The organism is Sphingomonas cremea (assembly GCF_021502585.1).
GTDB classification, from domain to species: domain Bacteria; phylum Pseudomonadota; class Alphaproteobacteria; order Sphingomonadales; family Sphingomonadaceae; genus Sphingomicrobium; species Sphingomicrobium cremea.
The window spans coordinates 344,981-366,674 of record NZ_JAKFGM010000001.1; the positions used below are offsets into that span (position 1 = coordinate 344,981).

Annotated in this window: 24 protein-coding genes; 16 read left to right on the forward strand and 8 right to left on the reverse strand. The window is 61.1% G+C overall.

From position 1 onward, the window contains the following. Positions 1-51 precede the first annotated feature (51 nt). Both LVY65_RS01785 and LVY65_RS01790 read left to right on the forward strand, forming a co-directional pair. Complete coding sequence (locus LVY65_RS01785) at positions 52-1,362, forward strand: UDP-glucose dehydrogenase family protein (RefSeq protein ID WP_235066296.1); 1,311 nt, start codon at positions 52-54, stop codon at positions 1,360-1,362. Positions 1,363-1,410: 48 nt separating this feature from the next. Continuing rightward, positions 1,411-2,748: a sugar transferase gene (locus LVY65_RS01790; protein ID WP_235066297.1), complete on the forward strand. Its 1,338-nt coding sequence runs from the start codon at positions 1,411-1,413 to the stop codon at positions 2,746-2,748. Here LVY65_RS01790 and LVY65_RS01795 read toward each other — a convergent pair. Both LVY65_RS01795 and parE read right to left on the reverse strand, forming a co-directional pair. Beyond that, entirely contained in the window at positions 2,745-4,037 is a 1,293-nt protein-coding gene (locus tag LVY65_RS01795) for an MFS transporter (protein WP_235066298.1), read from the reverse strand. The two genes, LVY65_RS01790 and LVY65_RS01795, sit on opposite strands and share 4 nt — an antisense overlap. Further along, positions 4,034-6,019: a DNA topoisomerase IV subunit B gene (parE, locus tag LVY65_RS01800; protein ID WP_408021973.1), complete on the reverse strand. Its 1,986-nt coding sequence runs from the start codon at positions 6,017-6,019 to the stop codon at positions 4,034-4,036. The genes LVY65_RS01795 and parE overlap by 4 nt, the downstream gene beginning before the upstream one ends. A gap of 161 nt (positions 6,020-6,180) precedes the next feature. Here parE and LVY65_RS01805 point away from each other — a divergent pair, with 161 nt between their 5' ends. Continuing rightward, entirely contained in the window at positions 6,181-6,654 is a 474-nt protein-coding gene (locus LVY65_RS01805; protein WP_235066300.1) for an Hsp20 family protein, read from the forward strand. A gap of 107 nt (positions 6,655-6,761) precedes the next feature. On the opposite strand, the gene LVY65_RS01810 is transcribed toward LVY65_RS01805, so the two are convergent. Further along, the gene (locus tag LVY65_RS01810) at positions 6,762-7,790 is read right to left on the reverse strand and encodes a phytanoyl-CoA dioxygenase family protein (RefSeq protein WP_235066301.1); all 1,029 of its coding nucleotides are present in this window, start codon (positions 7,788-7,790) and stop codon (positions 6,762-6,764) included. An 11-nt stretch (positions 7,791-7,801) separates the two neighbouring features. Continuing rightward, the gene (locus LVY65_RS01815) at positions 7,802-8,473 is read right to left on the reverse strand and encodes a GcrA family cell cycle regulator (RefSeq protein ID WP_235066302.1); all 672 of its coding nucleotides are present in this window, start codon (positions 8,471-8,473) and stop codon (positions 7,802-7,804) included. Between the two features lie 60 nt (positions 8,474-8,533). Between LVY65_RS01815 and LVY65_RS01820 the strand changes: the two genes are divergently transcribed. The 9 genes from LVY65_RS01820 (at position 8,534) to queE (ending at position 15,425) form a co-directional block, all read left to right on the forward strand. Next, positions 8,534-9,361, forward strand: coding sequence for an ABC transporter permease (locus LVY65_RS01820; RefSeq protein WP_235066303.1), 828 nt, complete (start codon positions 8,534-8,536; stop codon positions 9,359-9,361). A gap of 122 nt (positions 9,362-9,483) precedes the next feature. Then, the gene (locus tag LVY65_RS01825) at positions 9,484-9,972 is read left to right on the forward strand and encodes a hypothetical protein (protein ID WP_235066304.1); all 489 of its coding nucleotides are present in this window, start codon (positions 9,484-9,486) and stop codon (positions 9,970-9,972) included. Positions 9,973-10,122: 150 nt separating this feature from the next. Continuing rightward, a complete protein-coding gene (locus LVY65_RS01830; RefSeq protein ID WP_235066305.1) occupies positions 10,123-11,310 on the forward strand; it encodes an aspartate aminotransferase family protein in 1,188 nt (395 codons plus the stop codon). Next, entirely contained in the window at positions 11,307-12,239 is a 933-nt protein-coding gene (argF, locus tag LVY65_RS01835; RefSeq protein WP_235066306.1) for an ornithine carbamoyltransferase, read from the forward strand. Before LVY65_RS01830 ends, argF begins: the two co-directional genes overlap by 4 nt. A 37-nt stretch (positions 12,240-12,276) precedes the next feature. Further along, positions 12,277-13,176: an Hsp33 family molecular chaperone HslO gene (hslO, locus tag LVY65_RS01840; RefSeq protein WP_235066307.1), complete on the forward strand. Its 900-nt coding sequence runs from the start codon at positions 12,277-12,279 to the stop codon at positions 13,174-13,176. A 52-nt stretch (positions 13,177-13,228) separates the two neighbouring features. Then, positions 13,229-13,630: a DUF3617 domain-containing protein gene (locus LVY65_RS01845; RefSeq protein WP_235066308.1), complete on the forward strand. Its 402-nt coding sequence runs from the start codon at positions 13,229-13,231 to the stop codon at positions 13,628-13,630. 141 nt (positions 13,631-13,771) lie between these two features. Beyond that, positions 13,772-14,122, forward strand: coding sequence for a DUF3147 family protein (locus LVY65_RS01850; protein WP_235066309.1), 351 nt, complete (start codon positions 13,772-13,774; stop codon positions 14,120-14,122). Continuing rightward, on the forward strand, positions 14,119-14,796 hold the full coding sequence (gene queC, locus LVY65_RS01855; RefSeq protein ID WP_408021957.1) for a 7-cyano-7-deazaguanine synthase QueC: 678 nt from the start codon (positions 14,119-14,121) through the stop codon (positions 14,794-14,796). Before LVY65_RS01850 ends, queC begins: the two co-directional genes overlap by 4 nt. Next, on the forward strand, positions 14,793-15,425 hold the full coding sequence (gene queE, locus LVY65_RS01860; RefSeq protein WP_235066310.1) for a 7-carboxy-7-deazaguanine synthase: 633 nt from the start codon (positions 14,793-14,795) through the stop codon (positions 15,423-15,425). The genes queC and queE overlap by 4 nt, the downstream gene beginning before the upstream one ends. 74 nt (positions 15,426-15,499) lie before the next feature. Here queE and LVY65_RS01865 read toward each other — a convergent pair whose 3' ends face one another. Both LVY65_RS01865 and lipB read right to left on the reverse strand, forming a co-directional pair. Continuing rightward, positions 15,500-15,742 carry a hypothetical protein gene (locus LVY65_RS01865; protein WP_235066311.1) on the reverse strand — a complete coding sequence of 81 codons (243 nt, stop codon included), beginning with the start codon at positions 15,740-15,742 and terminating at the stop codon, positions 15,500-15,502. An 85-nt stretch (positions 15,743-15,827) separates the two neighbouring features. After that, complete coding sequence (lipB, locus tag LVY65_RS01870) at positions 15,828-16,484, reverse strand: lipoyl(octanoyl) transferase LipB (protein WP_408021958.1); 657 nt, start codon at positions 16,482-16,484, stop codon at positions 15,828-15,830. Positions 16,485-16,582: 98 nt separating this feature from the next. Between lipB and LVY65_RS01875 the strand changes: the two genes are divergently transcribed. After that, on the forward strand, positions 16,583-17,407 hold the full coding sequence (locus tag LVY65_RS01875) for a hypothetical protein (RefSeq protein WP_235066313.1): 825 nt from the start codon (positions 16,583-16,585) through the stop codon (positions 17,405-17,407). A gap of 5 nt (positions 17,408-17,412) precedes the next feature. Here the strand turns inward: LVY65_RS01875 and hemF are convergent, their stop codons facing one another. Together hemF and LVY65_RS01885 are read right to left on the reverse strand one after the other, a co-directional pair. Next, complete coding sequence (gene hemF, locus LVY65_RS01880) at positions 17,413-18,255, reverse strand: oxygen-dependent coproporphyrinogen oxidase (protein WP_235066314.1); 843 nt, start codon at positions 18,253-18,255, stop codon at positions 17,413-17,415. Then, positions 18,252-18,701 (reverse strand): tRNA (cytidine(34)-2'-O)-methyltransferase, encoded by a 450-nt coding sequence (locus tag LVY65_RS01885; protein ID WP_235067147.1) that lies wholly within the window; start codon positions 18,699-18,701, stop codon positions 18,252-18,254. Before LVY65_RS01885 ends, hemF begins: the two co-directional genes overlap by 4 nt. Positions 18,702-18,869: 168 nt before the next feature. On the opposite strand from LVY65_RS01885, the gene petA reads away from it, so the two are divergent. From petA to LVY65_RS01900, 3 genes are read left to right on the forward strand one after another with little or no spacing between them, the layout of a single operon-like run. After that, positions 18,870-19,436 (forward strand): ubiquinol-cytochrome c reductase iron-sulfur subunit, encoded by a 567-nt coding sequence (gene petA, locus LVY65_RS01890; RefSeq protein WP_235066315.1) that lies wholly within the window; start codon positions 18,870-18,872, stop codon positions 19,434-19,436. 17 nt (positions 19,437-19,453) lie between these two features. Continuing rightward, entirely contained in the window at positions 19,454-20,746 is a 1,293-nt protein-coding gene (locus LVY65_RS01895; RefSeq protein ID WP_235066316.1) for a cytochrome b, read from the forward strand. 15 nt (positions 20,747-20,761) lie between these two features. Next, entirely contained in the window at positions 20,762-21,688 is a 927-nt protein-coding gene (locus tag LVY65_RS01900) for a cytochrome c1 (protein ID WP_235066317.1), read from the forward strand. Positions 21,689-21,694: the final 6 nt, after the last annotated feature.

Below are 21,694 nucleotides of genomic sequence, written 5' to 3' on the forward strand. Positions count from 1 at the left end.
TGACGCCGCTGGCTAAAGCGCGGGCCAAACCCGCATAAGGAAGAGACAAGCATGCGTATCGCAATGATCGGCACCGGCTATGTCGGACTGGTTTCCGGTACCTGCCTGGCCGATTTCGGCCATCACGTGACTTGTGTCGACAAGGACCAAGCCAAGATCGACGGGCTGCTTGCAGGCCGGATGCCGATCTGGGAGCCTGGGCTTGAATCGCTGGTCAAGGCCAATGTCGAGCGCGGGCGGCTCGAATTCACGACGGATCTTGCTAAGGCACTTGAGGGCGCGGAGGCGGTGTTCATCGCGGTCGGAACCCCATCGCGCCGCGGGGACGGCCATGCTGACTTAAGCTATGTATTTGCTGCGGTCGAGGAACTGGCCGGCCTGCTCAAGGATCCTGTTGTCGTCGTTACCAAATCGACCGTCCCGGTTGGCACCGGTGACAAGATTGCAGCCCTGCTCAAGGAAAAGGGCGCTCCAGACGGCGTGTCGGTCGCGTCCAACCCCGAATTCCTGCGCGAAGGCGCGGCGATCGCTGACTTCAAACATCCCGATCGAATCCTGGTTGGCGCCGAGGATGATCATGCGCGCCAGGTGCTAGCGGAAATATACCGGCCACTGTTTCTCAACCGGGCGCCGATGCTTTTCACTGGCCGGAGGACGGCCGAGCTCACGAAATATGCGGCGAACGCCTTCCTGGCGATGAAGATTAGCTTCATCAATGAGATGGCTGACCTATGTGAGGCAGTCGACGCCGATGTGCAGGATCTCGCTCGCGGAATCGGGCTCGATAATCGGATTGGCACCAAGTTCCTTCATGCCGGCGCTGGCTATGGCGGCAGTTGCTTTCCGAAGGATACGCTGGCGCTGCTTCGCACGGCGGAGGAAGCCGGGATCAGGCAGGACCTCGTCTCCACCGTGGTGGAGGTCAACGACCGCCGCAAGGAGGCGATGGCGGGCCGCGTTCGCGACGCGTTGGGCGGAAGCCTGGCAGGTAAGCAGATCGCCGTGCTCGGCCTCACCTTCAAGCCCAATACCGACGATATGCGCGACGCGCCGTCGATCCCGTTGATCCAAGGCCTGCTGGCAGGTGGCGCGAGCGTCGCGGCATTTGACCCGGTCGGACGCGAGCAGGCCGAGCCGCTTTTCCCGGGAATTGTCTTTGCCAAATGCGCCGAAGAGGCGGCCGATGGGGCGGATGCGGTGGTGATCGTTACGGAGTGGGACGAATTTCGCGCTCTCGATCTCCACGATATTGCGGGCCGGATGCGCGGAAATATGCTGGTAGACCTGCGCAACATCTATGACAAAGCGGACGCAGAAGAGGCCGGACTGTCTTACCGCGGCATCGGCCGCGGTCGTCCATAAGGTAGGTCCCAAGAGTTTCGATTGCTTGATGGTGGCCGGCGGGTAAAGATGCCTTCCGACAATGCTAGCCGCGACATGCGTCTGCAGGTCGGAATAAAGAGGCAGATGCTCCACGCGCCACCGACCACGCTGAGAATCCATCGCCGCTTCGTCGCGCGCCAGCGTTTCAATCTGCTTGGTGCAATGGTTGCGACGGCCTTGCTACCATTCCTGCTGAGGTCGGTGGTTACGCCGATCGACACCTTCCACCCCTCTTCGATCAACTCATTGCTTTTCAATGCCGCTGCCGTGGTCATCGCCTTTTGGACCCGGCTGTCGATCGAGACTTATCCAGGCAACCGATCGACGCACGTTATCCTGCCCTCGATCGTTGTTGCGCACGCGACGATGATTACCATCCTCCTATTTGCGCGCCTCCCTTATGATCGGTTGGCGCTCGTTGCTGGATTCGTCGCTCACATTCTTTGGAGCTACGGCCTCTATTTTTCGGTCCAGCGTTACATCCGCCACCGAATCGCGATTGTGCCGTTCGGCCAGGTGGATCGGTTGGAAGCGATCGACAATGTCGGTTGGCAGCGACTTGAACATCCTTCGCTCGACGAAGCGGTGATCTGCGACGGATTGGTTGCCGACTTTAGTGCTGAAATCCCGCCTGAATGGGAGGCGCTGCTGGCGGACGCCGCACTTCAGGGGCGAATGGTTTACCAAGTGAAACAGTTGTTCGAGTCCCTGACGGGCCGCGTTGCAATCGATCACCTTTCCGAAAACAGCTTTGGCAGTCTGGTGCCCGCCCGGGGCTATTTTCATCTGAAGTCGATGGCTGACCTGCTGGTAGCGTTAGCAGTACTACCGCTTGCAATAATCCCCATGGCGGCAATCGCACTTGCAATAAAGCTCGACAGTGCCGGGCCGGTGTTGTTCCGACAGCGGCGCATCGGCCAGGCGGGTGAGTTGTTCGACATGCTCAAGTTCCGGACCATGGTTCACAGCATGGTCAATGGAGAGCGCGGCGAGGCGATCACCTCCGATGGCGATATCCGCGTGACGAGAGTCGGATCCTATCTCCGCCGAACCAGGCTGGATGAGTTGCCGCAAATCTTGAACATCATCGCCGGACAGATGAGCTGGATCGGGCCGCGACCGGAGGCGGAGGTACTATCCAACTGGTACACTGGCGAGATTCCGTTCTACCGATATCGACATGTGGTGCGCCCGGGAATTAGCGGCTGGGCGCAGGTCAATCAGGGTCATGTCGCGAGCGTCGACGAAGTTCACGCCAAGCTGCAATATGACTTCTACTACATCAAATACTTCTCGGCCTGGCTCGACATATTGATCACGTTTCGGACGATTCGAACAATGTTGACCGGGTTCGGTTCGCGTTAGCCGGAGTGCCGAGGCGCAGTTTCCTTCATCATCAGGAACAGCGGCAGGACACACAGGCCGACGATCCCGATCATTGCACCGGGCGCGATGGCATAACCGGTGCGCTCAACCAGCAGTTGGGCGATAAACGGAGTGAGTCCTCCGAAGATTGCGGTGGCCCCGGTCGCACCCAGTGCAAGCCCGGTCACGCGGCCTTCGCCGGGGAATTGCTCCGCTGTTGCAACTGCGCCCACCGCGCTGACGCCGCCTGCCAGTCCGGCCAACACGAATGCCCCCGCAAGCGCCTGCAAGTGCGAGCCACTGGCCATCAGGGCGAACATCGCCATCGGGAATAAAGCACTGGCCAACGCGAGCACTGTAAGCACTGGCTTCCTGCCGATCCGGTCGGACAGAACACCGACAATAGGTGTCACCAGGATTACGACAACAGCCGCCGCAGTCGAAAGCCACAACGACGCCCGTTCGCTGAGCGCGCCAGCGGACGTCAGGAAAGCAGGAACATAGGTGATTCCGACATAGTAGGTGATCGATCCTAAGGCCGAGATCGCGAATGCACGGCCGATGGCCCCGCAATGATTGCCAATGCTGTGGCGCAGCGGGCTGTCCGGGATAGTCTGTTCTGCAACTTGGCGATGAAATTCAGGTGATTCTTCGATTGTCGATCGCGCGATCCATACCGTGGCCGCCAGCACCGCGCCGACGAGGAAGGGGATGCGCCAACCCCAGCTTTGCAGGCTGGCTTCGTCCATCAGCGCGACGGTGGCGGCCGATATGCCGACAGCCAGCAAGGCGCCGATTTCACTCGCCGCCGAAGCCAGTGAAGCAACCAGCCCGCGCCGCTTAAGCGGCGCGCCTTCCAGCAAATAGGCGACGACCCCGGTATATTCGCCACCGACCGAGAAACCCATCACGCAGCGCAACAGGAACAACAGCCAGCCGGCCATCGCCCCGATCTGAGAATAGGTTGGAAGAGCCGCCGTCGCGAGCATTGCCGCAGTCATCAGGGCCACGGAAAGCAACAACATGTGTCGCCGTCCCTGGCGGTCGCCAATATGGCCGAAATAGACCGCGCCGAGCGGGCGCATGAGATAGGCAACTGCAAACCCACCCAGGGTCGTCAGCAGCGACATGCTTCCGCCCCCGAAGAAAACGCGTGAGAGGACGGTCGCGAAGTAGAGGTAAAGTGTGAAGTCGTACCATTCGACGATTGTCGAGAAGGCTGCGATCGCCAGCGAGCTGCGGGAAATTCCCCTGATTTGGGATACCGCCTCGCCGATGCCTTCGTTCACGCGTCGATTTCGTCGTCAGACACCGCCGCTGCGCGGCTCTGGATGAACTGGAAGCGGTGCTCGGGGTTCTTGCCCATCAGCCTCTCGACTAGGTCCCGGACCGGCTGGCGGTCCTGATATTCGGCCGGCAATGTGATGCGGATAAGCGACCGCGACGCCGGGTCCATAGTCGTTTCGCGCAGCTGCTGCGGGTTCATCTCGCCGAGGCCTTTGAAACGGGCGACCTCGACCTTCTTGCCCTTGAACTCGGTGCGCTCCAGTTCCTCGCGATGCGCGTCGTCCCGCGCATAGGCTGACTTGGAACCCGAGGTCAGGCGATAGAGCGGCGGCTGGGCCAAGAACAAATGTCCCCGCCGCACGAGTTCGGGCATTTCCTGGAAAAAGAAAGTCATCAGCAACGTAGCGATATGGGCCCCGTCGACGTCGGCATCGGTCATGATGATGACCCGTTCATAGCGCAGCGCGTCCTCGGCCCATTTGTCCTTGGTGCCGCAGCCGAGCGCCTGCTGGAGATCGGCGATTTCCTGATTGGCTCGAATCTTGTCGGCAGTGGCGGAGGCAACGTTCAAAATCTTGCCGCGGATCGGGAGGATCGCCTGGGTCTTGCGGTCGCGCGCCTGCTTGGCCGAACCTCCCGCGCTATCGCCCTCGACGATAAACAGCTCGGTCCCCTCGGCATCGTCATTGGCGCAGTCCGTTAGCTTGCCGGGTAGGCGTAGTTTGCGAGCGCTGGTCGCAGTCTTGCGCTTCACCTCGCGCTCGGCGCGACGCTTCAACCGCTCGTCCATCCGTTCCAGCACAGCGCCCAGCAATGCGCGGCCGCGATCCATATTATCGGCCAAATAATGGTCGAAGTGGTCTCGCACCGCGGCCTCGACGAACCGCGCGGCTTCGAGGCTGGTCAATCGGTCCTTCGTCTGACTCTGGAAATGCGGGTTGCGGATGAACACCGACAGCATCAGTTCGACGCCGTTGAACACGTCGTCGGCGGTAATGTCCTTGGCCTTCTTCTGCCCAACCAAATCGCCAAAGGCACGGATGCCCTTGGTCAAAGCGGCACGAAGTCCCGCCTCATGGGTGCCGCCGTCCGGCGTGGGAATGGTGTTGCAGTAATAGCTTTCGTTCGAGCCCTCGGTCCACAGCGGCCATGCGACCGCCCATTCCGCCGATCCCTGTTCATCAGGAAAATCCTGTCGACCGGCGAACGGCGGCGATGTGACACATTCGCGATCCGCCAGCTGCTCGCGCAGATGGTCGGCAAGCCCGCCCGGAAACTGGAATACTGCCTGCTCGGGCACTTGCTCGCTGGTCAGCGACGGGTCGCAGCGCCAGCGGATTTCGACCCCCGCGAACAGATAAGCTTTCGAACGGGCCAGCTTGTAGATTCGTTCGGGGGAGAAGTCGGCGTCCTTGCCGAAAATGTCCGGATCGGGGGTAAAGCTGACGCTTGTACCGCGCCGATTGGGCGCCGCACCGACCTCTTCGAGCGGCGACGTTGCAACCCCCTTTGAAAAGGCCTGGCGATAGAGCTTCTTCTCCCGCGCCACTTCCACGACCGTTTCAGTCGAAAGCGCGTTGACGACGGAAACACCGACACCGTGGAGGCCGCCGGACGTCGAATAAGCCTTGCCCTCGAACTTGCCGCCCGAGTGAAGCGTCGTGAGAATGACCTCCAGCGCCGATTTGCCTGGATATTTAGGATGCGGGTCGACCGGGATACCGCGACCATTGTCGGCGACCGTCAGGCGATTGCCCGGCTCGAGCGACACTTCGATCCGGCTGGCGTGACCGGCGACCGCCTCATCCATGCTGTTGTCGATGACTTCGGCGGCAAGGTGATGGAGCGCACGGGCGTCGGTGCCACCGATATACATGCCGGGTCGCCGCCGGACCGGTTCGAGCCCTTCAAGGACCTCGATCGCGGAAGCGTCGTAATTGTCGGACGAAGGTGCGGAACCGGAAGCGAAAAGATCGGACATTATCCCTGCTATAGGAGGCGGTTTCGGTTACTGCCAAGCATCTTGAAACGGCGGAGGCTTTTCCCAAATAATTGCCGCCGGCCGCCAAATGGGGCCGGTGACGGGACGCAGGGCCCGACATGGGCCAAACTCCCGCCTTAGTGTTGCTCAATGGAGGACATGACATGCGCAGTGCATTTGATTTTGCGCCCTTCCGGCGCTCCACCATCGGCTTCGACCGATTGTTCGACCTGCTCGAAAATAGTGCTGTTGGCCAAGGCGGGGAGAATTATCCGCCGTTCGACCTTTTGAGGCTCGACGACAATCATTATCGCATCAACCTGGCGGTAGCCGGCTTCGGCACCGATGAGATCGATATCGTGGCCCAGCAGAACCAGCTGGTCGTCACGGGCAAAAGGGCCGACGATGACAAGGCCGATTACATCCATCGCGGTATCGCTAACCGTTCGTTCGAGCGGCGATTCGGTCTCGCCGATCACGTCAAGGTGACCGAAGCGGATCTCAAGGACGGCCTGCTATCGATCGACCTCGTGCGCGAGATACCCGAGGCGATGAAGCCCAAGAAGATTTCTATCGGCGGGGCCGAGCCAAAGCAGGATACGATCGAGGCAAAGGCCAGCGAGCCTTCCGACGCCTGATCCAAGTCCGGCAAGAAGGGAGGCCCCGGAAGCCATGCTTCCGGGGTCATCCGCCGCCGGATCCAAGCGAACGAGGGGACTTTCGATGTCGCGCCTACGGACAGGCTCTAGCGATCGAGCGCACGCTTTCTGCCGGATGGGGCCCAATGCTGTTGCAGGAGTCCGCGATCGCTCAGAAAATCCGTTAACCGATAAGCCATTTGTGCGCGCCTAAGCGCAAGCCCCGGGAGCGAAAGCAAATCCAGTCGGACCCAGGGAAGGAAGGGCGGTCGGCGTCGATAGGCCCACAATTCGACCCGCACAGTAGGCCGCTCGGCCGTCCCCCGTGCGTGGAAGCCGAAAGTGTCAGCTACCACTAGTGTGTTGGCGGGAACGGCGAATTTGCGAGGTGCCGGCAGCCCCATGTCAGACACCTGGTCCATCGAGATTCGAAATGACCCTCGCTGCGACAGCCGATCTCCCTCCGCCGCTACTGTCGCGCTCTTGCCTTTCTCCCACGCCAGCCGGGCTGGCGTGAGCCGATGCGATCCCGGAACATAGGTCAGCGGGGCCTCATTTTCCGCCACGTCTGTCAGAAACAGCCAGGCCTTCATCGAAGGATGAAAAGTATCGGCATGAAGCTTAACCTGCGGGTCGGGCGGACCTTCATGTCCGGTGATTATCGTCTGCAAATAATAGAGTGGCTCACCAGCTGTGCTGGCCACATATCTCATCAACGATTTCCAGCGCCTTGCGCCGAGCAACCGGCCTATCTCAGGGCACTGCCGGGCCAACTCGCCATCGATAGGCACTCGCCTAGTAACGGTGTCGCCCTGCCTATGCTCCCTGCCTAGCCCCTCGAAGCTCAGGAGGAAATGCTGCAATCGTGCAAATTCATCAGCCGGGAGAAAATCCGGGATGCAAATATAACCATCGCGATCAAATGCGAGGCGATCCGCAGGTGGCAAGTGCCTGGTCAATCGCTGTCGTCGCCACCAGGCAAGCCGATGAGCAATTCGGACGCGTGCAGCATGAAGGCCTAGCTGGTTAAGGCGAGGCGAACCCAGGATTGGATTGTCGACAAAACTCTTGGCGCCGGTCGCAAGCTGGATTGCCCAGATCGGGGCGCGCCACCACGACCAGCCACGGCCAGCCATCTGAACCTAGCTCAGCGTACGCGTGGGCCGCCGAATGGCAGTGGCGGGGGTGGACGGCGATCGCGCCGCGGCAGCTGGGCCTGGTAGGCGACCCCGCAATGTTCGACGCAATAAGGATAGCCGGGGTTGGCCTGCTGCCCGCAGAAATGGAAGTCGGGCTCGCCAGGGTGACCCATCGGCCAGCGGCAGACCCGATCATTCAGATCCAGCAGCGAGGTCTTGTCCGCGACTTCCGCAGATGGCTTGGCCGGTACCAGGCGTCGAGGCGGGGCGGGCGGGATCGGCGCCTGCGTGTCGCCGGGGCCCTGCCGGATGAAGCCGCCGGGCCCAACCGATCGATATTGAATCGTTGTCGCATCCGCCTGCTTTGCTTGTGCGGGGATACCTGGGGTGGCGGGCTGACGAGCTTCGGCGGCCGTCTCCCTCGGCTCGCTAGTTGCCGGGGCTGGTTTCGGGGACGGCGATGGTTTCGCTGCCCTTGGGGCGGGCGCAGGCTTGGCCTTCTTTTCCTTCTCCTCGCCCGGCTTCACAGGCGAAGGACGCGATTCGAGGCCAAGGCGGTGCGCCTTGCCGATTACCGCGTTGCGGCTGACCCCGCCCAGTTCCTCGGCGATCTGGCTGGCGGTGGAGCCCTGGGTCCACATGGTCTTGAGGCGCTCGATGCGCTCGTCGGTCCAGCTCATTGAATTTCAAACTCCGTGCATTGTTGCGTGCCGCCGCGGCAGCCGATAGGCGATTGTCGCGTGAACGACCAGACTCCCTCTTGGGTTCGAAGCGAGCCCGGCAAGGCGACGCTCGAAGGCGTCAACTGGGGCGGCCTTTCGACCCTTTATATCAAGGAGGTGAGGCGCTTCTTCAAGGTGCAGATGCAAACGGTCTGGGCACCGGCGGTCACCACGCTCCTATATCTCATCATTTTTACCGTCGCGCTGGGCCGCGAAGGCAAGACGGTATTGGGCGTGCCCTTCGCCGATTTTATCGCCCCGGGCCTAATCGTCATGGCGATGCTCCAGAACAGCTTCGCCAATTCCAGCTTCTCGCTGCTGGTCGGCAAGATGCAGGGCACGATCGTCGATTATCTGATGCCGCCGCTGTCGGTCGGCGAGTTGATCGCAGGACTGGTCGGCGCTTCGGTCACCCGTGCTGTCCTGGTCGGCCTAGCGGTATGGTTTATCATGGCTTTATGGCCGGGCGTTCATGTCGGCATTGCCCATCCGTTGTCCATAATCTGGTTCGGAATGATGGGATCGCTGATGCTGGCATTCCTCGGCCTGCTGACATCCGTCTGGGCTGACAAGTTTGATCATGCGGCAGTTGTCAGCAATTTCGTCGTGGCGCCGCTGTCGCTGTTGTCCGGAACATTTTATTCGGTCGAGCAGCTATCGCCCACGTTCCGCGCGATCAGTCATGCCAATCCCTTTTTCTATGTCATTTCGGGCTTCCGCCACGGGTTCCTCAGCGAATCGGATTCGCCGATCATTATCGGGGCGATCGGACTTCTGATTATAAACGTAGCGCTCTTTTCGGCCTGCTATGCGGTCCTGAAAAGCGGGTGGAAGATCAAGAATTGAGCCTTTCCAACCGGTTGAACAGTTAAGGTCGCTGAACGGCTGATAACGGTCGCGTTCAGCGTCGCCTCACTGCCCAAGCCCCAGAAGATACGCATCAACCGCTTCTCAAAGGAGAGAGCCAGATGCGTAAGTTTCTTATTTCGGCGGCCCTTGCAGCTTCGACCCTAGTCGCCGCGGCGCCGGCCGCCGCCAAATATTATCCGCCGCAGCCACAGGGCTATGCCAACGGCTATAACAATTACGGCCAGGTCCGTCGCTTGCAGGTAAGGATCGACCAGTTGCAGCGCCAGATCAGCCAGCTCGACAGCCGAAACATATTGACCGAGCGAGAGGCCAGAAGCCTGCGCGTGGAGTCACGCGAGCTTGAGCGCCGATTGCGCTATGCATCCAGCTACGGCCTTAACGGCCGGGAGCGTTATGAGATCGAGCGCGGTATCCAGCGACTTGAGGTGCATATCCAGCGCGAGGCGCGTGATGGCAACCGCTACGGTCGCTGGGCGTATAACGACAATCGCGACCATTGGGGCGATCGCGACAACTGGCGCGACTATGATCGTGACGGCCGCAACGATCGCTATGAGGACGATCAAGGCCAAGATCGCGACGACTAACCTTTTGGAGCTCTTTGCTCCGGGTAATGCGTAAGGGAGGGGCGGTCCTTATGGGCCGCCCCTTTCGTTTAATTGGCGTCATGGCTATAGGCTCGCCAAAGGCGGTGCGAAGCCGCTTTTGCCTTTTTACATCGTCGATAAGGAGCCCCCATGGCCATCACGCCGCTCATGCCCGTTTACCCGCGTTCGCCCGTGCGGCCGGTCAGGGGCGAGGGGGTCTATCTCTACGGCGAGCAGGGTGAGAAATATCTCGACTTCGCCGCCGGTATCGCTGTCAATCTGCTTGGTCACGGCCATCCCGTCCTGACCAGGGCGATCCAGGACCAGGCGGCGACGCTGATACATGTGTCGAATCTTTATGGCAGCCCTCAGGGCGAAGCGTTTGCCAAGCGGCTTACCGACTTGACCTTTGCCGACACGGTATTCTTCACCAACTCTGGCGTGGAAGCCGTCGAATGCGCGATCAAGACCGCTCGCCGCTATCACCACGTCAAGGGCAATCCGCATAAGCATACGCTGATCACTTTCTCCAACGCCTTCCACGGCAGGACGATGGCGACGATCAGCGCGACGGATCAGGCCAAGATGATCGACGGATTCGCGCCGCTACTTCCAGGTTTCAAGGTTGTAGCGTTCGACAACCTCGAGGCGGCGCTGGCGGCCGTTGACGAAAATACCGCCGGCTTCCTTGTCGAGCCGGTCCAGGGCGAGGGTGGGATCCGCCCCGCCAGCAAGGAATTTATCGCCGGCCTCCGCAAGGCCTGCGACGACAACGACCTGTTGCTGGTGTTCGACGAGGTGCAGTGCGGAGTAGCGCGCACCGGATATCTCTATGCCTATGAATATTATGGGGTCACGCCCGACATCATGGCGTCGGCCAAGGGCATCGGCGGCGGATTCCCGATGGGCGCATGCCTCGCCACCGAAAAGGCCGCGGCGGGCATGGTCATCGGCACCCATGGGTCAACCTATGGCGGCAACCCGCTGGCGATGGCGGCCGGCCAGGCGGTATTCGATGTTGTCGCTAATGACGAGTTCCTCTCTCACGTCCGCAAGATGGGCGAGCGGCTGCGCTCTGCGCTGGAGCAGATGATTCCCAATCACGACCATCTGTTCGAGAGCGTGCGCGGGCTGGGCCTGATGCTTGGCGTCAAGATGAAGACCGACAGCCGAGCGTTCGTCAATTATCTCCGGACCAAGGGCATTTTGACGGTTGCGGCCGGCGACAATGTCATTCGCGTCCTCCCTCCGCTCAATATCGAGGAAGGTCATATCGCCGAATTCGTCGAGGGCCTTTCGTCCGCCGCAGCCGAATACGACGTTCCCGAAGCAGCATGAACCTTCGGCACTTCCTCAGCCTCGCCGACGCGGGCGGGGAGGCCATCGCGCATATTCTGAACGAGGCGATGGAGAGGAAGGAGCTTCGGGCCGGCTGGCCCAAGGGCAAGGTCGATTCCGATCGCCCGCTCGACGGCGCGGTGCTCGCGATGATCTTCGAGAAGAGTTCAACGCGGACGCGCACCAGTTTCGACCTGGCGATTCGCCAGCTCGGTGGCTCGGCGATCATCCTCGACAGCAGCTTGTCCCAGCTTGGCCGGGGTGAGACCATCGCCGATACGGCCCGCGTCCTGTCGCGATTTGCCGACGTCATCATGATCCGCACCGATCATCATAAGAAGGCCGAGGAGCTGGCGCAGCATGCGACGGTACCGGTGATCAACGGACTTACCGACCTGTCGCATCCCTGCCAGCTGCTGGCGGACATGCAGACGGTGATCGAGAAGCGAGCCAAGCTGGCCGGATCGCGATGGGCATGGATTGGCGACGGCAATAACGTCTGCAACTCACTGATCGAGGCGGCGTCGCTGCTGCATTTCGAGCTTGCGGTTGCCTGCCCCGGCGGGTTCGAGCCGGATATGGTCATTGCGTCGTCGGCCGTCGCCCGCGGCGGCCGCATAAATTTTACCCACGATCCCAAGGTAGCAATTGGCGGGGCTGAGGTGGTAGTCACCGACACCTGGGTTTCAATGGGCCAGGAAGACGACGAGTATCGGCAAGAAGCCTTCGCGCCTTTCCAGGTCAACGAGGGCATGATGGCGTTGGCGGCTTCGGACGCCACCTTCCTTCACTGCCTGCCTGCCCATCGCGGTGAAGAAGTAACGGACGCGGTAATCGACGGGCCACAGTCAGCGGTTTGGGACGAAGCGGAAAACCGGCTCCACGCGCAGAAAGCGCTGCTCCTCTGGGCCATGGGGAAAATCGGCTAGGTTGCGATTTCTCGCGCCCGTGCCCATTTGGCCGCTGATGACTGAAATCTCGATGAAACAGGACGTCGCGCTGGGCGTCACAGTGCCTTCGCGACATGCCAGGGGGCGTGCAGCGCGTATCGGACCTACGCTCGACACGATCCTCGCCAACCATGGCTATCCGCCGGTGATCGAGCAATTGCTCGCCGAGGCGCTGGTCCTGACCGCGTTGCTCGGCTCCCTGCTCAAGGACCCTGGCGGCCAATTGACTGTTCAGGCGCAGACGGAAGCCGGAATCGTCGAGCTTCTCGTGTGCGATTATAAGGGCGGCGAGTTGCGCGGCTATGTCCGCCATGACCCAGAGCGGCTGGCCGAGGCTGGGCCGCATCCGACGCTCTTTTCGTTGTTTGGACGAGGCTATCTCGCGATCACCTTCGACCAGCCAGCGACAAACGAGCGCTATCAAGGAATCGTCCCGCTGGAAGGCGAGGGGTTGGCCGAAGCGGCGCAAAGCTATTTCGCTCAGTCCGAGCAGATACCATCGATTGTTCGCCTAGCAGCAAAGAAGGACGATTCGGGCTGGGTTGCCGGTGGGCTCATGTTCCAGCATCTGCCGGAGGGCGAGGAGGGCCGCGATCGGCTGCACACCCGGCTCGACCACCCCGAATGGCCGCATGTGGCGGTGCTCGTCGGTTCAGTGAAGCCGGAAGAGCTGCTCGACCGCGACCTGCCGCTAGACGACCTGGTCTGGCGACTGCTTCACGAGGAAGAGGAGGTCCGAACCCTGGCGCCGGTGGTGCTTTCGAAGGGCTGCCGTTGTAGTCCGGATTACATTGCATCGGTCATCTCCCGCTTTCCACCGGAAGAGCGCGCCGAAATGGCCGGCGAAGACGGCATGATCAGGGTCGATTGCGCCTTTTGCGCAACCAGCTTTCCGATCGCAGCCGAAGCCGCCTGACCTTATGCAAAAAGTTGCTTCCGGTTAACGGGTGCGTGGTAAACGGCGACCCATGCGTAGCTCGGCGCGAATCGGCCTCGCGGCCCTCGTAACTTTGTCGGCAACCCTGGCGGCCGTAGCCGCCGTTCCGCGTGCGCTTGCGCCTGCGGCCGGAGGGATGTGGGAAGTCAGCCAAAGCGCTTCGGGCCACGATCCGACCAAGTTGTGCGTCCCATCGCCGGAGGTGCTGGCCCAATTCGAACACCGACAGGGCCGATGTACGCGCGTGGTGATTCGCGACAGCGGCAACCTGGCCGAAATTCACTACACCTGTGCCGATGGCGGTTTCGGTCGGTCAGCGGTGACGCTGGTTACCCCGCGCTCCCTGACGATCGATACGCAGGGCATTTCGGGAGGTCTTCCTTTCCACTACAAACTTTATGCTCGGCGGATGGGGAATTGCGGGGCTCGTTAAGCCCCTCTTAACCATGTTTGGATTATTGCTTGGTCCGTGCCCTTCTTCGGCACGTTTTCCTCCCTGTCGGGCTTTATGCCCGCAACTAGGCCGCCCTCGGGCGGCCTTTCTTTTTTTCGCCTTGCGCGGCAAGGGGACGAAATGTTCCTGTTCATTCTCAAGGCGATCCTGTCGGGCCTCCTGGTCGCCGCGATCTCGACGATCGCCAAGCGCTATCCGGGATGGGGCGGTCTGATCGCATCGCTGCCGCTAGTGTCGGTGCTGTCGATGATATGGCTATACGGCGAAACTGGCGACGCGGAGAGCGTGGCTCGCCTGTCGATAGGAGCCTTCTGGTTCTTCCTGCCCTCGATACCCATGTTCCTGGTTATTCCGGCGCTGCTGCACCGGGGAATCAGCTTCGTCGCAACCATGGCAATTGCCTGCCTCATGACGATCGCACTGTATGCCGCAATGAACTGGATCGCTCCGAAAGTGGGGATCATATTGTGATCCGGCGAGACGCGGTCGTGCTGCTTTCCGGCGGCCTGGATTCGATGGTCTGTGCCGCCTTGGCGCGGGAGGCCGGGTTCGGCGTGCTTGCGTTGACCGTTGATTACAACCAGCGCCACCGGGTCGAGCTGGAAGCGGCGCGGCGGATCGCCGCTGATCTGGCCGACCGGCACATCGTGCTGCCACTGGATCTCACGGCATTTGGAGGTTCGGCGCTGACCAGCGATATCGCGGTCCCGAAAGGCGGTGTTGGCGAAGGAATTCCGGTTACCTATGTGCCGGCGCGCAACACGGTTTTTCTTAGCCTGGCCCTGGCATGGGCCGAGTCCGCCGGTGCACGCGACCTATATGTCGGGGTGAACGCGCTCGATTATTCGGGCTATCCCGATTGCCGTCCGGAGTTCATCGCTGCGTTCGAGGCGCTGGCCAATCGGGCGACCAAGGCGGGGGTCGAAGGGGTGGGCTTCACGGTTCACGCTCCGCTTCAGCATATGACCAAGGCAGACATTGCTCGCGAGGCAGTGCGACTTGGCCTGGATGCTTCGCTCAGCCACAGTTGTTACGATCCGGCACCGGATGGCGGGGCATGCGGATTGTGCGACGCCTGCCGGCTGCGCGCTAAGGGATTTGAGGACGCGGGCCTGCCTGATCCGACCCGCTACGCGCGCTCATGACCTACGCCGTGAAAGAGGCATTTCTGACGCTCCAGGGCGAAGGCGTGCAAGCCGGGAGCCGCGCGGTCTTCCTCCGCTTTGCCGGCTGCAACCTTTGGAGCGGGCGCGAGCAGGATCGTGCCATGGCCCAATGCAATTTTTGCGACACTGATTTTGTCGGCACCGACGGTCCGGGCGGGGGCAAGTTCGCAGGCGCCGAAGAACTTGCCGCTCATGTCGAAGCGCTGTGGGGAGAGGGGACCGAGGCGCGCCTGGTGGTCATCACCGGGGGAGAGCCGATGCTGCAACTGGATGAGGGGTTGGTCGAGGCTCTGCGCGAACGTGGCTTCCGGGTGGCAGTCGAAAGCAATGGGACGCTCCCGGCGACGCCTGGAATCGATTGGCTGTGCGTAAGTCCGAAAGCAGGGACCGTCGTGGTCCAGCGCTCTGGGGACGAGCTCAAGCTGGTATGGCCTCAAAAGGGGATCGATCCGGCGGAACTTGAGACGTGGGAGTTCGATCACTTCCTTGTCCAGCCGCTGGACGGGCCGAACCTCAAGGCTTCGATCGACGCGGCAATCGATTTAGCGATGACCCGGCCACGCTGGCACCTGACGCTGCAGGCGCACAAGGTCGTCGGCCTGCCATAGAAAAAGGGGCCGACGGGTGAACCGGCGGCCCCTTTCCTTTACCGAAAGGCCGACAGAGCGGCCCTGCGCGCCAATTACTGGGCGTTGGTCTCGGCGGTCGCGTTCGCGTCAGCAGTCGCATTGGCGTCAACGGCGTTGGCGTCCATGCTCATGTTGGCGTCCATACCGGTCGAAGCGTCGATCGCGGTGGTGTCATTGGCGACGACGTTCTCAGTGGTGAGGGTCTCGTCGACATTCATCGTGTTTTCAGCTGCTTCGTTGCTGCTGCAAGCCGAAACTGCCAGGGCCGCACCGGCGACCAGGATCAGAGCACGCATTCAAAACTCCCTTGATTGTTAGATCTGCCGAGGGGCTGCCCCGCATCGCAAATCGCGCGCACAATAGTCGGGAGGCGCATTTGCCTCAAGCGGCTTGTGAGATATCCGACAAACTATTGATAAAAGAACGAAATGTCCGTTCCAAAGCGACATCAAGCCGGTCCATCGCGTCGCTCTTTCCCAAGGCTGCAAGGCTAGTCACGCCATATTCAGCAATCCCGCAGGGCACGATTCCGCCGAAATGGGACAGGTCCGGTGAGACATTGATCGAGAAGCCATGCATTGTCACCCAGCGGCGCACGCGAACCCCGATCGCGCCAATTTTTGCTTCGGCCGCCCCTGCTCCGGTCCAAATGCCAATGCGGCCGTGCTCGCGCCTCGCGGGAACGCCAAGTTCGCCCAGCGCGTCGATCATCCAGCCTTCCAGCGAATGCACGAAGCGACGGATATCGCGACCGCGCTTCTCAAGATCGAGAACGAGATAGCCGACGCGCTGCCCCGGCCCATGATAGGTGTAACGGCCTCCTCGTCCTGCCTCGAAAACCGGGAAACCCATCGGATTGAACAGCTCGGCCGGATCGGCACTGGTGCCTGAAGTGAAAAGCGGCGGATGTTCAAGCAGCCAGACCAGCTCCCGCGCCTTCCCAGCGCGTACCGCAGCGGCGCGGTCCTCCATTTCAGACAGCGCGGCCGGATAGGGCACGAGCCCTTCGCTCACTCGCCATTCGATCTCATCATGCATTGGGTGCGACATGGCCCTGCAACGTCATTCGGGCAAGGGCGATTGCCAGCGGCCGCTGGGCTACGCATAACGGGCATAACGTTCAAATGGGGGCAGCCATGAGTGCATTGTCGATTGGAAAAGCATGGGACGAGGCCAAGGCCTCGCTTCAAGCTCACCGCAAGCTGATCGTTCCAGTCGCGCTAGGCATGGTCCTGCTACCCGCGGTGATCGTGTCCATGGTCGAGCCGCAGGTGCCGGCGGGCCAGGAACCGCCCCCCGGCCCCTGGATGTTGGTGGCGCTGGCGATGCTCATCGTCATGATGGCGGGCCAGATAGCGATCGTGCTGCTGGTCAACGGCTGGAAGGGAAGCGTCGGCGAGGCCATCAAGCAGTCGTCGCGGCGAGTTCCGACGCTGATCCTCGCGGCGCTTGCCGTTTCAGTGCCGGTAATTCTGTTGTTCTCAGCAGTTCTAGCCATCACTGCGATCGATTCCCTGGAAAGCGGGCAGTTCGACTGGACTAGCATCAGCGGGACGGGCTGGCTGATGCTCGCCGTTTGCTTCCTGCTTCTGCTCTACGTTGCGGTTCGGCTTTTACCTCTCGTGGCCGTCGCCGCCTGTGAAACTACTGGCCCAATTGCCACGCTGAAGCGCTGCTTTGCGCTCACGTCGGGTCACTTCTGGCAGCTGCTTGGCTTCATCGTCATGCTGATGATCGGGTTTTTGATCGTCGCGATGGTTGTGGGAATTGTGGTGGGCGGGATGGTGACACTGGCTTTCGGGCAACCTGAATCATGGTCGATTTCGCTGCTGCTGATCGCGCTTGCCGGCGGCCTGGTCCAAGCCGGCTTTGTCTTGGTCTACACGGGCATGCTCGCACGGATCTACGCCCAACTCAGCGCCGGCCAGCCAAGCGTGCCGGAAGTGCGGCATAACGGGTAGTTTTTTCAACGCCACTTTGCCAGCGGCGGCAGGCTCATCAGAATCGCATCGATGTTGCCGCCGGTCTTAAGGCCGAAGAGCGTTCCGCGGTCATAGAGCAGATTGAACTCGACATAGCGGCCGCGAAATTCGAGCAGTTCCTCCATGTCCGCATCGTTGTAGTCCATTGCCCTACGTTTGCGGACGATCTGCGGAAATATGTCCAGAAAGGCTTCGCCAACATCGCGGGTAAAAGCGAAGTGCTCGTCGAAATGACCTTCGAGCCGGTCGTAAAAAATGCCGCCGACCCCGCGCGAGCGCGCGCGATGCGGGAGCCAGAAATATTCCTCCGCCCATTTTGAGAAGCGCGGATAGAAGGTCGGATCGTGCGCGGCGCACGCAGCGCGCATCCGCGCATGAAAAGCGTCAGTATCTTCTTGATAGGGGATGGCCGGATTGAGGTCCGCCCCGCCGCCGAACCAACGCTTCGTCGTAGTCAGGAAGCGGGTGTTCATGTGCACGGCGGGTACGTGCGGATTGGCCATATGTGCAACGAGGCTAATTCCGGTGGCAAAGAAGTGCGGGTCTTCTTCGGCGCCGGGAATCTGCTTAGCGAATTCCGGCGAGAACCGGCCACCGACCGTTGAAACGTTGACCCCGACCTTTTCGAACACGGCGCCGCCCATCTGTCCGCGCACTCCGCCACCGCCGGGGGTCCCGTCCTCTTCGGTTCGATCCCAGGGGATAAACTCAAATCTTGCGTCGCTGCCTGCTTCACGCTCGATCGATTCGAACTCGTCGCAAATTCGTGTGCGCAGGGATTCGAACCAGTCGCGGGCCGCCTGTTGCTGGTCGTCGAGAGGGTTCATTCGGGCAGTCCTCGAGTTTGTCGCAGCGCCTCACCAAGTGCCAGGGCCGCAGACGTAGCAAGATTGAATGAGCGCACTTGCGCCCGGATCGGGATCCGCAAGCGCGCGTCGCTCTCATCGGCGATGACCGCGGGAACACCGGCACTTTCCCTGCCAAACATCAGTATGTCGTCGGACCGAAACTCGAAGTCATAAGCGGACCGCTCGCCTTTGGTGGTAAAAAGGATGAGCCGACCGGAGACCGTGCCGCGGAACATCTCGAATGAGGGATACCGCGCGACGTCGACATGATCGATATAGTCCATTGCCGTGCGCCTCACCCTCTTGTCGTCCCATTTGAAACCCATCGGTTCGATCAGATCGACGGGCACGCCGAAACAGGCGCCCAGGCGCATCACAGCACCGACGTTGCCGGCGATTTCGGGCTGGTAGAGGCATAGCCGCATTGCGTGGCGATAGTCCGCCCTAGGCTTACGGCACAAGCCGGGCAATTTGACCATTTGCATATGCGAAGTGAGGCGCTATCAGGCCCGCCAACCGCGCTGGGAAGCACCCGGAGCGGCCAGTTCCGATGCCTTTTGGTATTTACGCGAAATTCGGTCTTAAGGGTGAGCATGGCCACGCTGGAAGAAAAATACGCCGAGCAGATCGAGGCTGACCACAGCCTACGCCGCCGCGATTTCATCAATATCGCCGCTGTCAGCTTTGCTGGCGTCGGCGCGGTTGCCGTCGCGCTGCCGCTGGTCAACCAGATGAACCCGCCGGCCGACGTGCTGGCGCTCGCTTCGATCGAGGTCGATATTTCGAAGATCGCGCCGGGCCAGGCGATCAAGACCAGCTGGCGCAAGCAGCCGGTGTTCATTCGTAACCTGACGCCCAAGGAAATTTCCGAGGCCAATGCGGTGCCGCTTAGCGAGTTGCGCGACCCGCAAACCCTCGCCGAACGGACCAAGCCCGGCAAGGAAAATTGGCTCATCACTCTTGGCGTCTGCACCCACTTGGGATGCGTGCCGCTGGGCGTCGGCGAGGGCGAGAACCGTGGGCCGTTCGGCGGTTATTTCTGTCCGTGCCATGGCTCGGCTTACGACACTGCCGCGCGCATTCGCCAGGGACCGGCACCGCTAAACCTGATGGTGCCGGATTATGAATTCAATTCCGACACCGTCGTGACCATCGGCTAACAGGGGACAGACGAGTCATGAGCTTTGCCTGGGCCAAGCCCTACGAACCCAAAACCGAACTTGGCCGCTGGATGGATGAGCGCATGCCGCTCCCTCGGTTGGTCTTCAATGCCGTAGGCGGCGGCTATCCGGTGCCGCGCAACCTCAATTACGGGTGGAACTTCGGCGTCCTGTCGGGGATATTCCTGACCATCCAGATCATAACCGGCATCGTCCTTGCGATGTGGTATTTCTCATCGGCCGACGGGGCGTTCACTTCGGTCGAGCACATCATGCGCGACGTTAACGCCGGCTGGATGATGCGTTACGCACACGCCAATGGCGCCAGCTTCTTCTTCATCGTTGTCTATATCCACATCTTCCGTGGCCTTTATTACGGATCGTACAAAGCGCCGCGTGAGTTGGTGTGGATGCTCGGGCTGGTCATCTACCTGCTGATGATGGCCACTGCGTTCATGGGCTACGTCCTACCATGGGGGCAGATGAGCTATTGGGGCGCGCAAGTCATCACCGGCTTCTTCTCGGCATTCCCGCTGGTTGGCGAGCCGATCCGCATTTGGCTGCTCGGCGGCTATGCGCCCGACCAGGCGACGCTGACTCGCTTCTTCTCGCTCCACTATCTGTTGCCGTTCGTGATTGCCGGCGTGGTCATCCTCCACATCTGGTCGCTTCATATCCCGGGGTCGGGCAACCCGACCGGGGTCGACGTCAAGAGCGAGAAGGACACGCTGCCTTTCCATCCATTCTACACTGCCAAGGATGGCTGGTTCGCGGCAGCGTTCCTGACGATTTATGCGGCGGTCGTATTCTTTGCGCCGAACTCGCTTGGCCATCCTGACAATTACATCCCGGCCAATCCGCTGGCGACGCCTGCGCACATCGTGCCCGAATGGTATTTCTGGCCCTTCTACGCGATCCTGCGCGCCTTCACCGCGGACTTCATCCTGCCGGCGAAGCTGTGGGGCGTGCTGGCAATGTTCGCCTCGATCCTGCTTCTTTTCTTCCTGCCCTGGCTGGACAAGTCACCGGTTCGCTCGGGCGCCTATCGTCCGGTGTTCAGGCGCTTCTTCTGGCTGCTGGTGGTCGACGTGCTGATCCTGGGCTGGTGCGGCGGATCGCCGGCGACGCCCTTCTTCGTTGCGCTTTCCGAGATCGCATCAGCTTATTATTTCGCGCATTTCCTGATCATACTGCCGCTTGTCTCCAAATATGAGACCCCGCTGCCATTGCCCTCGTCGATCACGGCGTCTGTGCTGCACGGGGAAGAGGCGGAAGCAGCGCCGATCGGTCAAGCGGCACCGGCGAATTAAGGGGGATAGTTTTTCATGATCCGTTGGATTGCCCGTCTTATCGGCTTCGCCTTTGTTGTCGTCCTGCTGTGGGCGCTCGGCAGCAATCTCAAGGCCTATTTCCAGTCGCCCCCCCCGGCGACCGCCGAGCATGAGTTTCACAAGGAGCCGAAGGAGCTTCACCTAGCTTCGAATGGTCCGTTCGGCCGGTTCGACAAGCAGCAGCTGCAGCGCGGCTTCCAGGTTTACAAGGAAGTTTGCTCGGGCTGTCACAGCCTCAACCGGGTTGCGTTCCGCGACCTCCATGCGCTCGGCTATAACGAGGCTGAGGTGAAGGCGATCGCCAACCAGTGGCCGACCGAAGTCGCTTCGATCAATCCGGAAACCGGCGAACCGGCAACCCGCAAGGCGATTCCGTCCGACTATTTCCCATCGCCCTACGCCAACGAAACCGCGGGACGCGCAGCGAATAACAATGCATTGCCGCCCGACCTGTCGCTGATGGCCAAAGCGCGCGAGGGTGGGGCGGCGTATATTTATTCGCTGCTCACCGGCTATCAGAATCAGCCGGCGGCGCTGCTTAAGGAGTTCCCGACGGCGAAGACCCCGGCCGGGCTGCACTACAATCCTTATTTCGCCAACCTCAACCTCGCCATGCCACAGCCGCTGACCAGCGAAGGCCAGGTCACCTACGCGCCGGGCAATCCGAAGCCGACCGTGGATCAGATGGCAAAGGACGTTGCAGCGTTTTTGGTTTGGACCGCGGAGCCGAACCTTCAGGGCCGTCACAAGGCCGGCTGGCCGGTGATATTGTTCCTGATCGTCGCGACGATCCTGGCCTATTTGAGCTATCGCAACATCTGGGCGGAGGCGAAGCGCAAGGTCGCTCCCGTCGGCCCGATGGATCCGGCAAACAAGGCGAAGCGAACTCGTGCCAGCAAGAAGGCTGGCATCGACGAGTAATGATAC

Excerpts from the sequence above, each read along its gene's own strand:
- LVY65_RS01790 (WP_235066297.1), top strand. The coding sequence starts at position 1,411 with ATGCCTTCCGACAATGCTAGCCGCGACATGCGTCTGCAGGTCGGAATA.
- LVY65_RS01815 (WP_235066302.1), bottom strand. The coding sequence starts at position 8,473 with ATGAGCTGGACCGACGAGCGCATCGAGCGCCTCAAGACCATGTGGACC.
- LVY65_RS01865 (WP_235066311.1), bottom strand. The coding sequence starts at position 15,742 with ATGCGTGCTCTGATCCTGGTCGCCGGTGCGGCCCTGGCAGTTTCGGCT.
- argF (WP_235066306.1), top strand. The coding sequence starts at position 11,307 with ATGAACCTTCGGCACTTCCTCAGCCTCGCCGACGCGGGCGGGGAGGCC.
- LVY65_RS01875 (WP_235066313.1), top strand. The coding sequence starts at position 16,583 with ATGAGTGCATTGTCGATTGGAAAAGCATGGGACGAGGCCAAGGCCTCG.
- LVY65_RS01900 (WP_235066317.1), top strand. The coding sequence starts at position 20,762 with ATGATCCGTTGGATTGCCCGTCTTATCGGCTTCGCCTTTGTTGTCGTC.
- hslO (WP_235066307.1), top strand. The coding sequence starts at position 12,277 with ATGACTGAAATCTCGATGAAACAGGACGTCGCGCTGGGCGTCACAGTG.
- hemF (WP_235066314.1), bottom strand. The coding sequence starts at position 18,255 with ATGAACCCTCTCGACGACCAGCAACAGGCGGCCCGCGACTGGTTCGAA.
- LVY65_RS01830 (WP_235066305.1), top strand. The coding sequence starts at position 10,123 with ATGGCCATCACGCCGCTCATGCCCGTTTACCCGCGTTCGCCCGTGCGG.
- LVY65_RS01895 (WP_235066316.1), top strand. The coding sequence starts at position 19,454 with ATGAGCTTTGCCTGGGCCAAGCCCTACGAACCCAAAACCGAACTTGGC.
- LVY65_RS01885 (WP_235067147.1), bottom strand. The coding sequence starts at position 18,701 with ATGCGGCTATGCCTCTACCAGCCCGAAATCGCCGGCAACGTCGGTGCT.
- LVY65_RS01785 (WP_235066296.1), top strand. The coding sequence starts at position 52 with ATGCGTATCGCAATGATCGGCACCGGCTATGTCGGACTGGTTTCCGGT.
- queE (WP_235066310.1), top strand. The coding sequence starts at position 14,793 with ATGACCTACGCCGTGAAAGAGGCATTTCTGACGCTCCAGGGCGAAGGC.
- LVY65_RS01825 (WP_235066304.1), top strand. The coding sequence starts at position 9,484 with ATGCGTAAGTTTCTTATTTCGGCGGCCCTTGCAGCTTCGACCCTAGTC.
- LVY65_RS01810 (WP_235066301.1), bottom strand. The coding sequence starts at position 7,790 with ATGGCTGGCCGTGGCTGGTCGTGGTGGCGCGCCCCGATCTGGGCAATC.
- LVY65_RS01805 (WP_235066300.1), top strand. The coding sequence starts at position 6,181 with ATGCGCAGTGCATTTGATTTTGCGCCCTTCCGGCGCTCCACCATCGGC.
- LVY65_RS01845 (WP_235066308.1), top strand. The coding sequence starts at position 13,229 with ATGCGTAGCTCGGCGCGAATCGGCCTCGCGGCCCTCGTAACTTTGTCG.
- petA (WP_235066315.1), top strand. The coding sequence starts at position 18,870 with ATGGCCACGCTGGAAGAAAAATACGCCGAGCAGATCGAGGCTGACCAC.
- lipB (WP_408021958.1), bottom strand. The coding sequence starts at position 16,484 with ATGCATGATGAGATCGAATGGCGAGTGAGCGAAGGGCTCGTGCCCTAT.
- LVY65_RS01850 (WP_235066309.1), top strand. The coding sequence starts at position 13,772 with ATGTTCCTGTTCATTCTCAAGGCGATCCTGTCGGGCCTCCTGGTCGCC.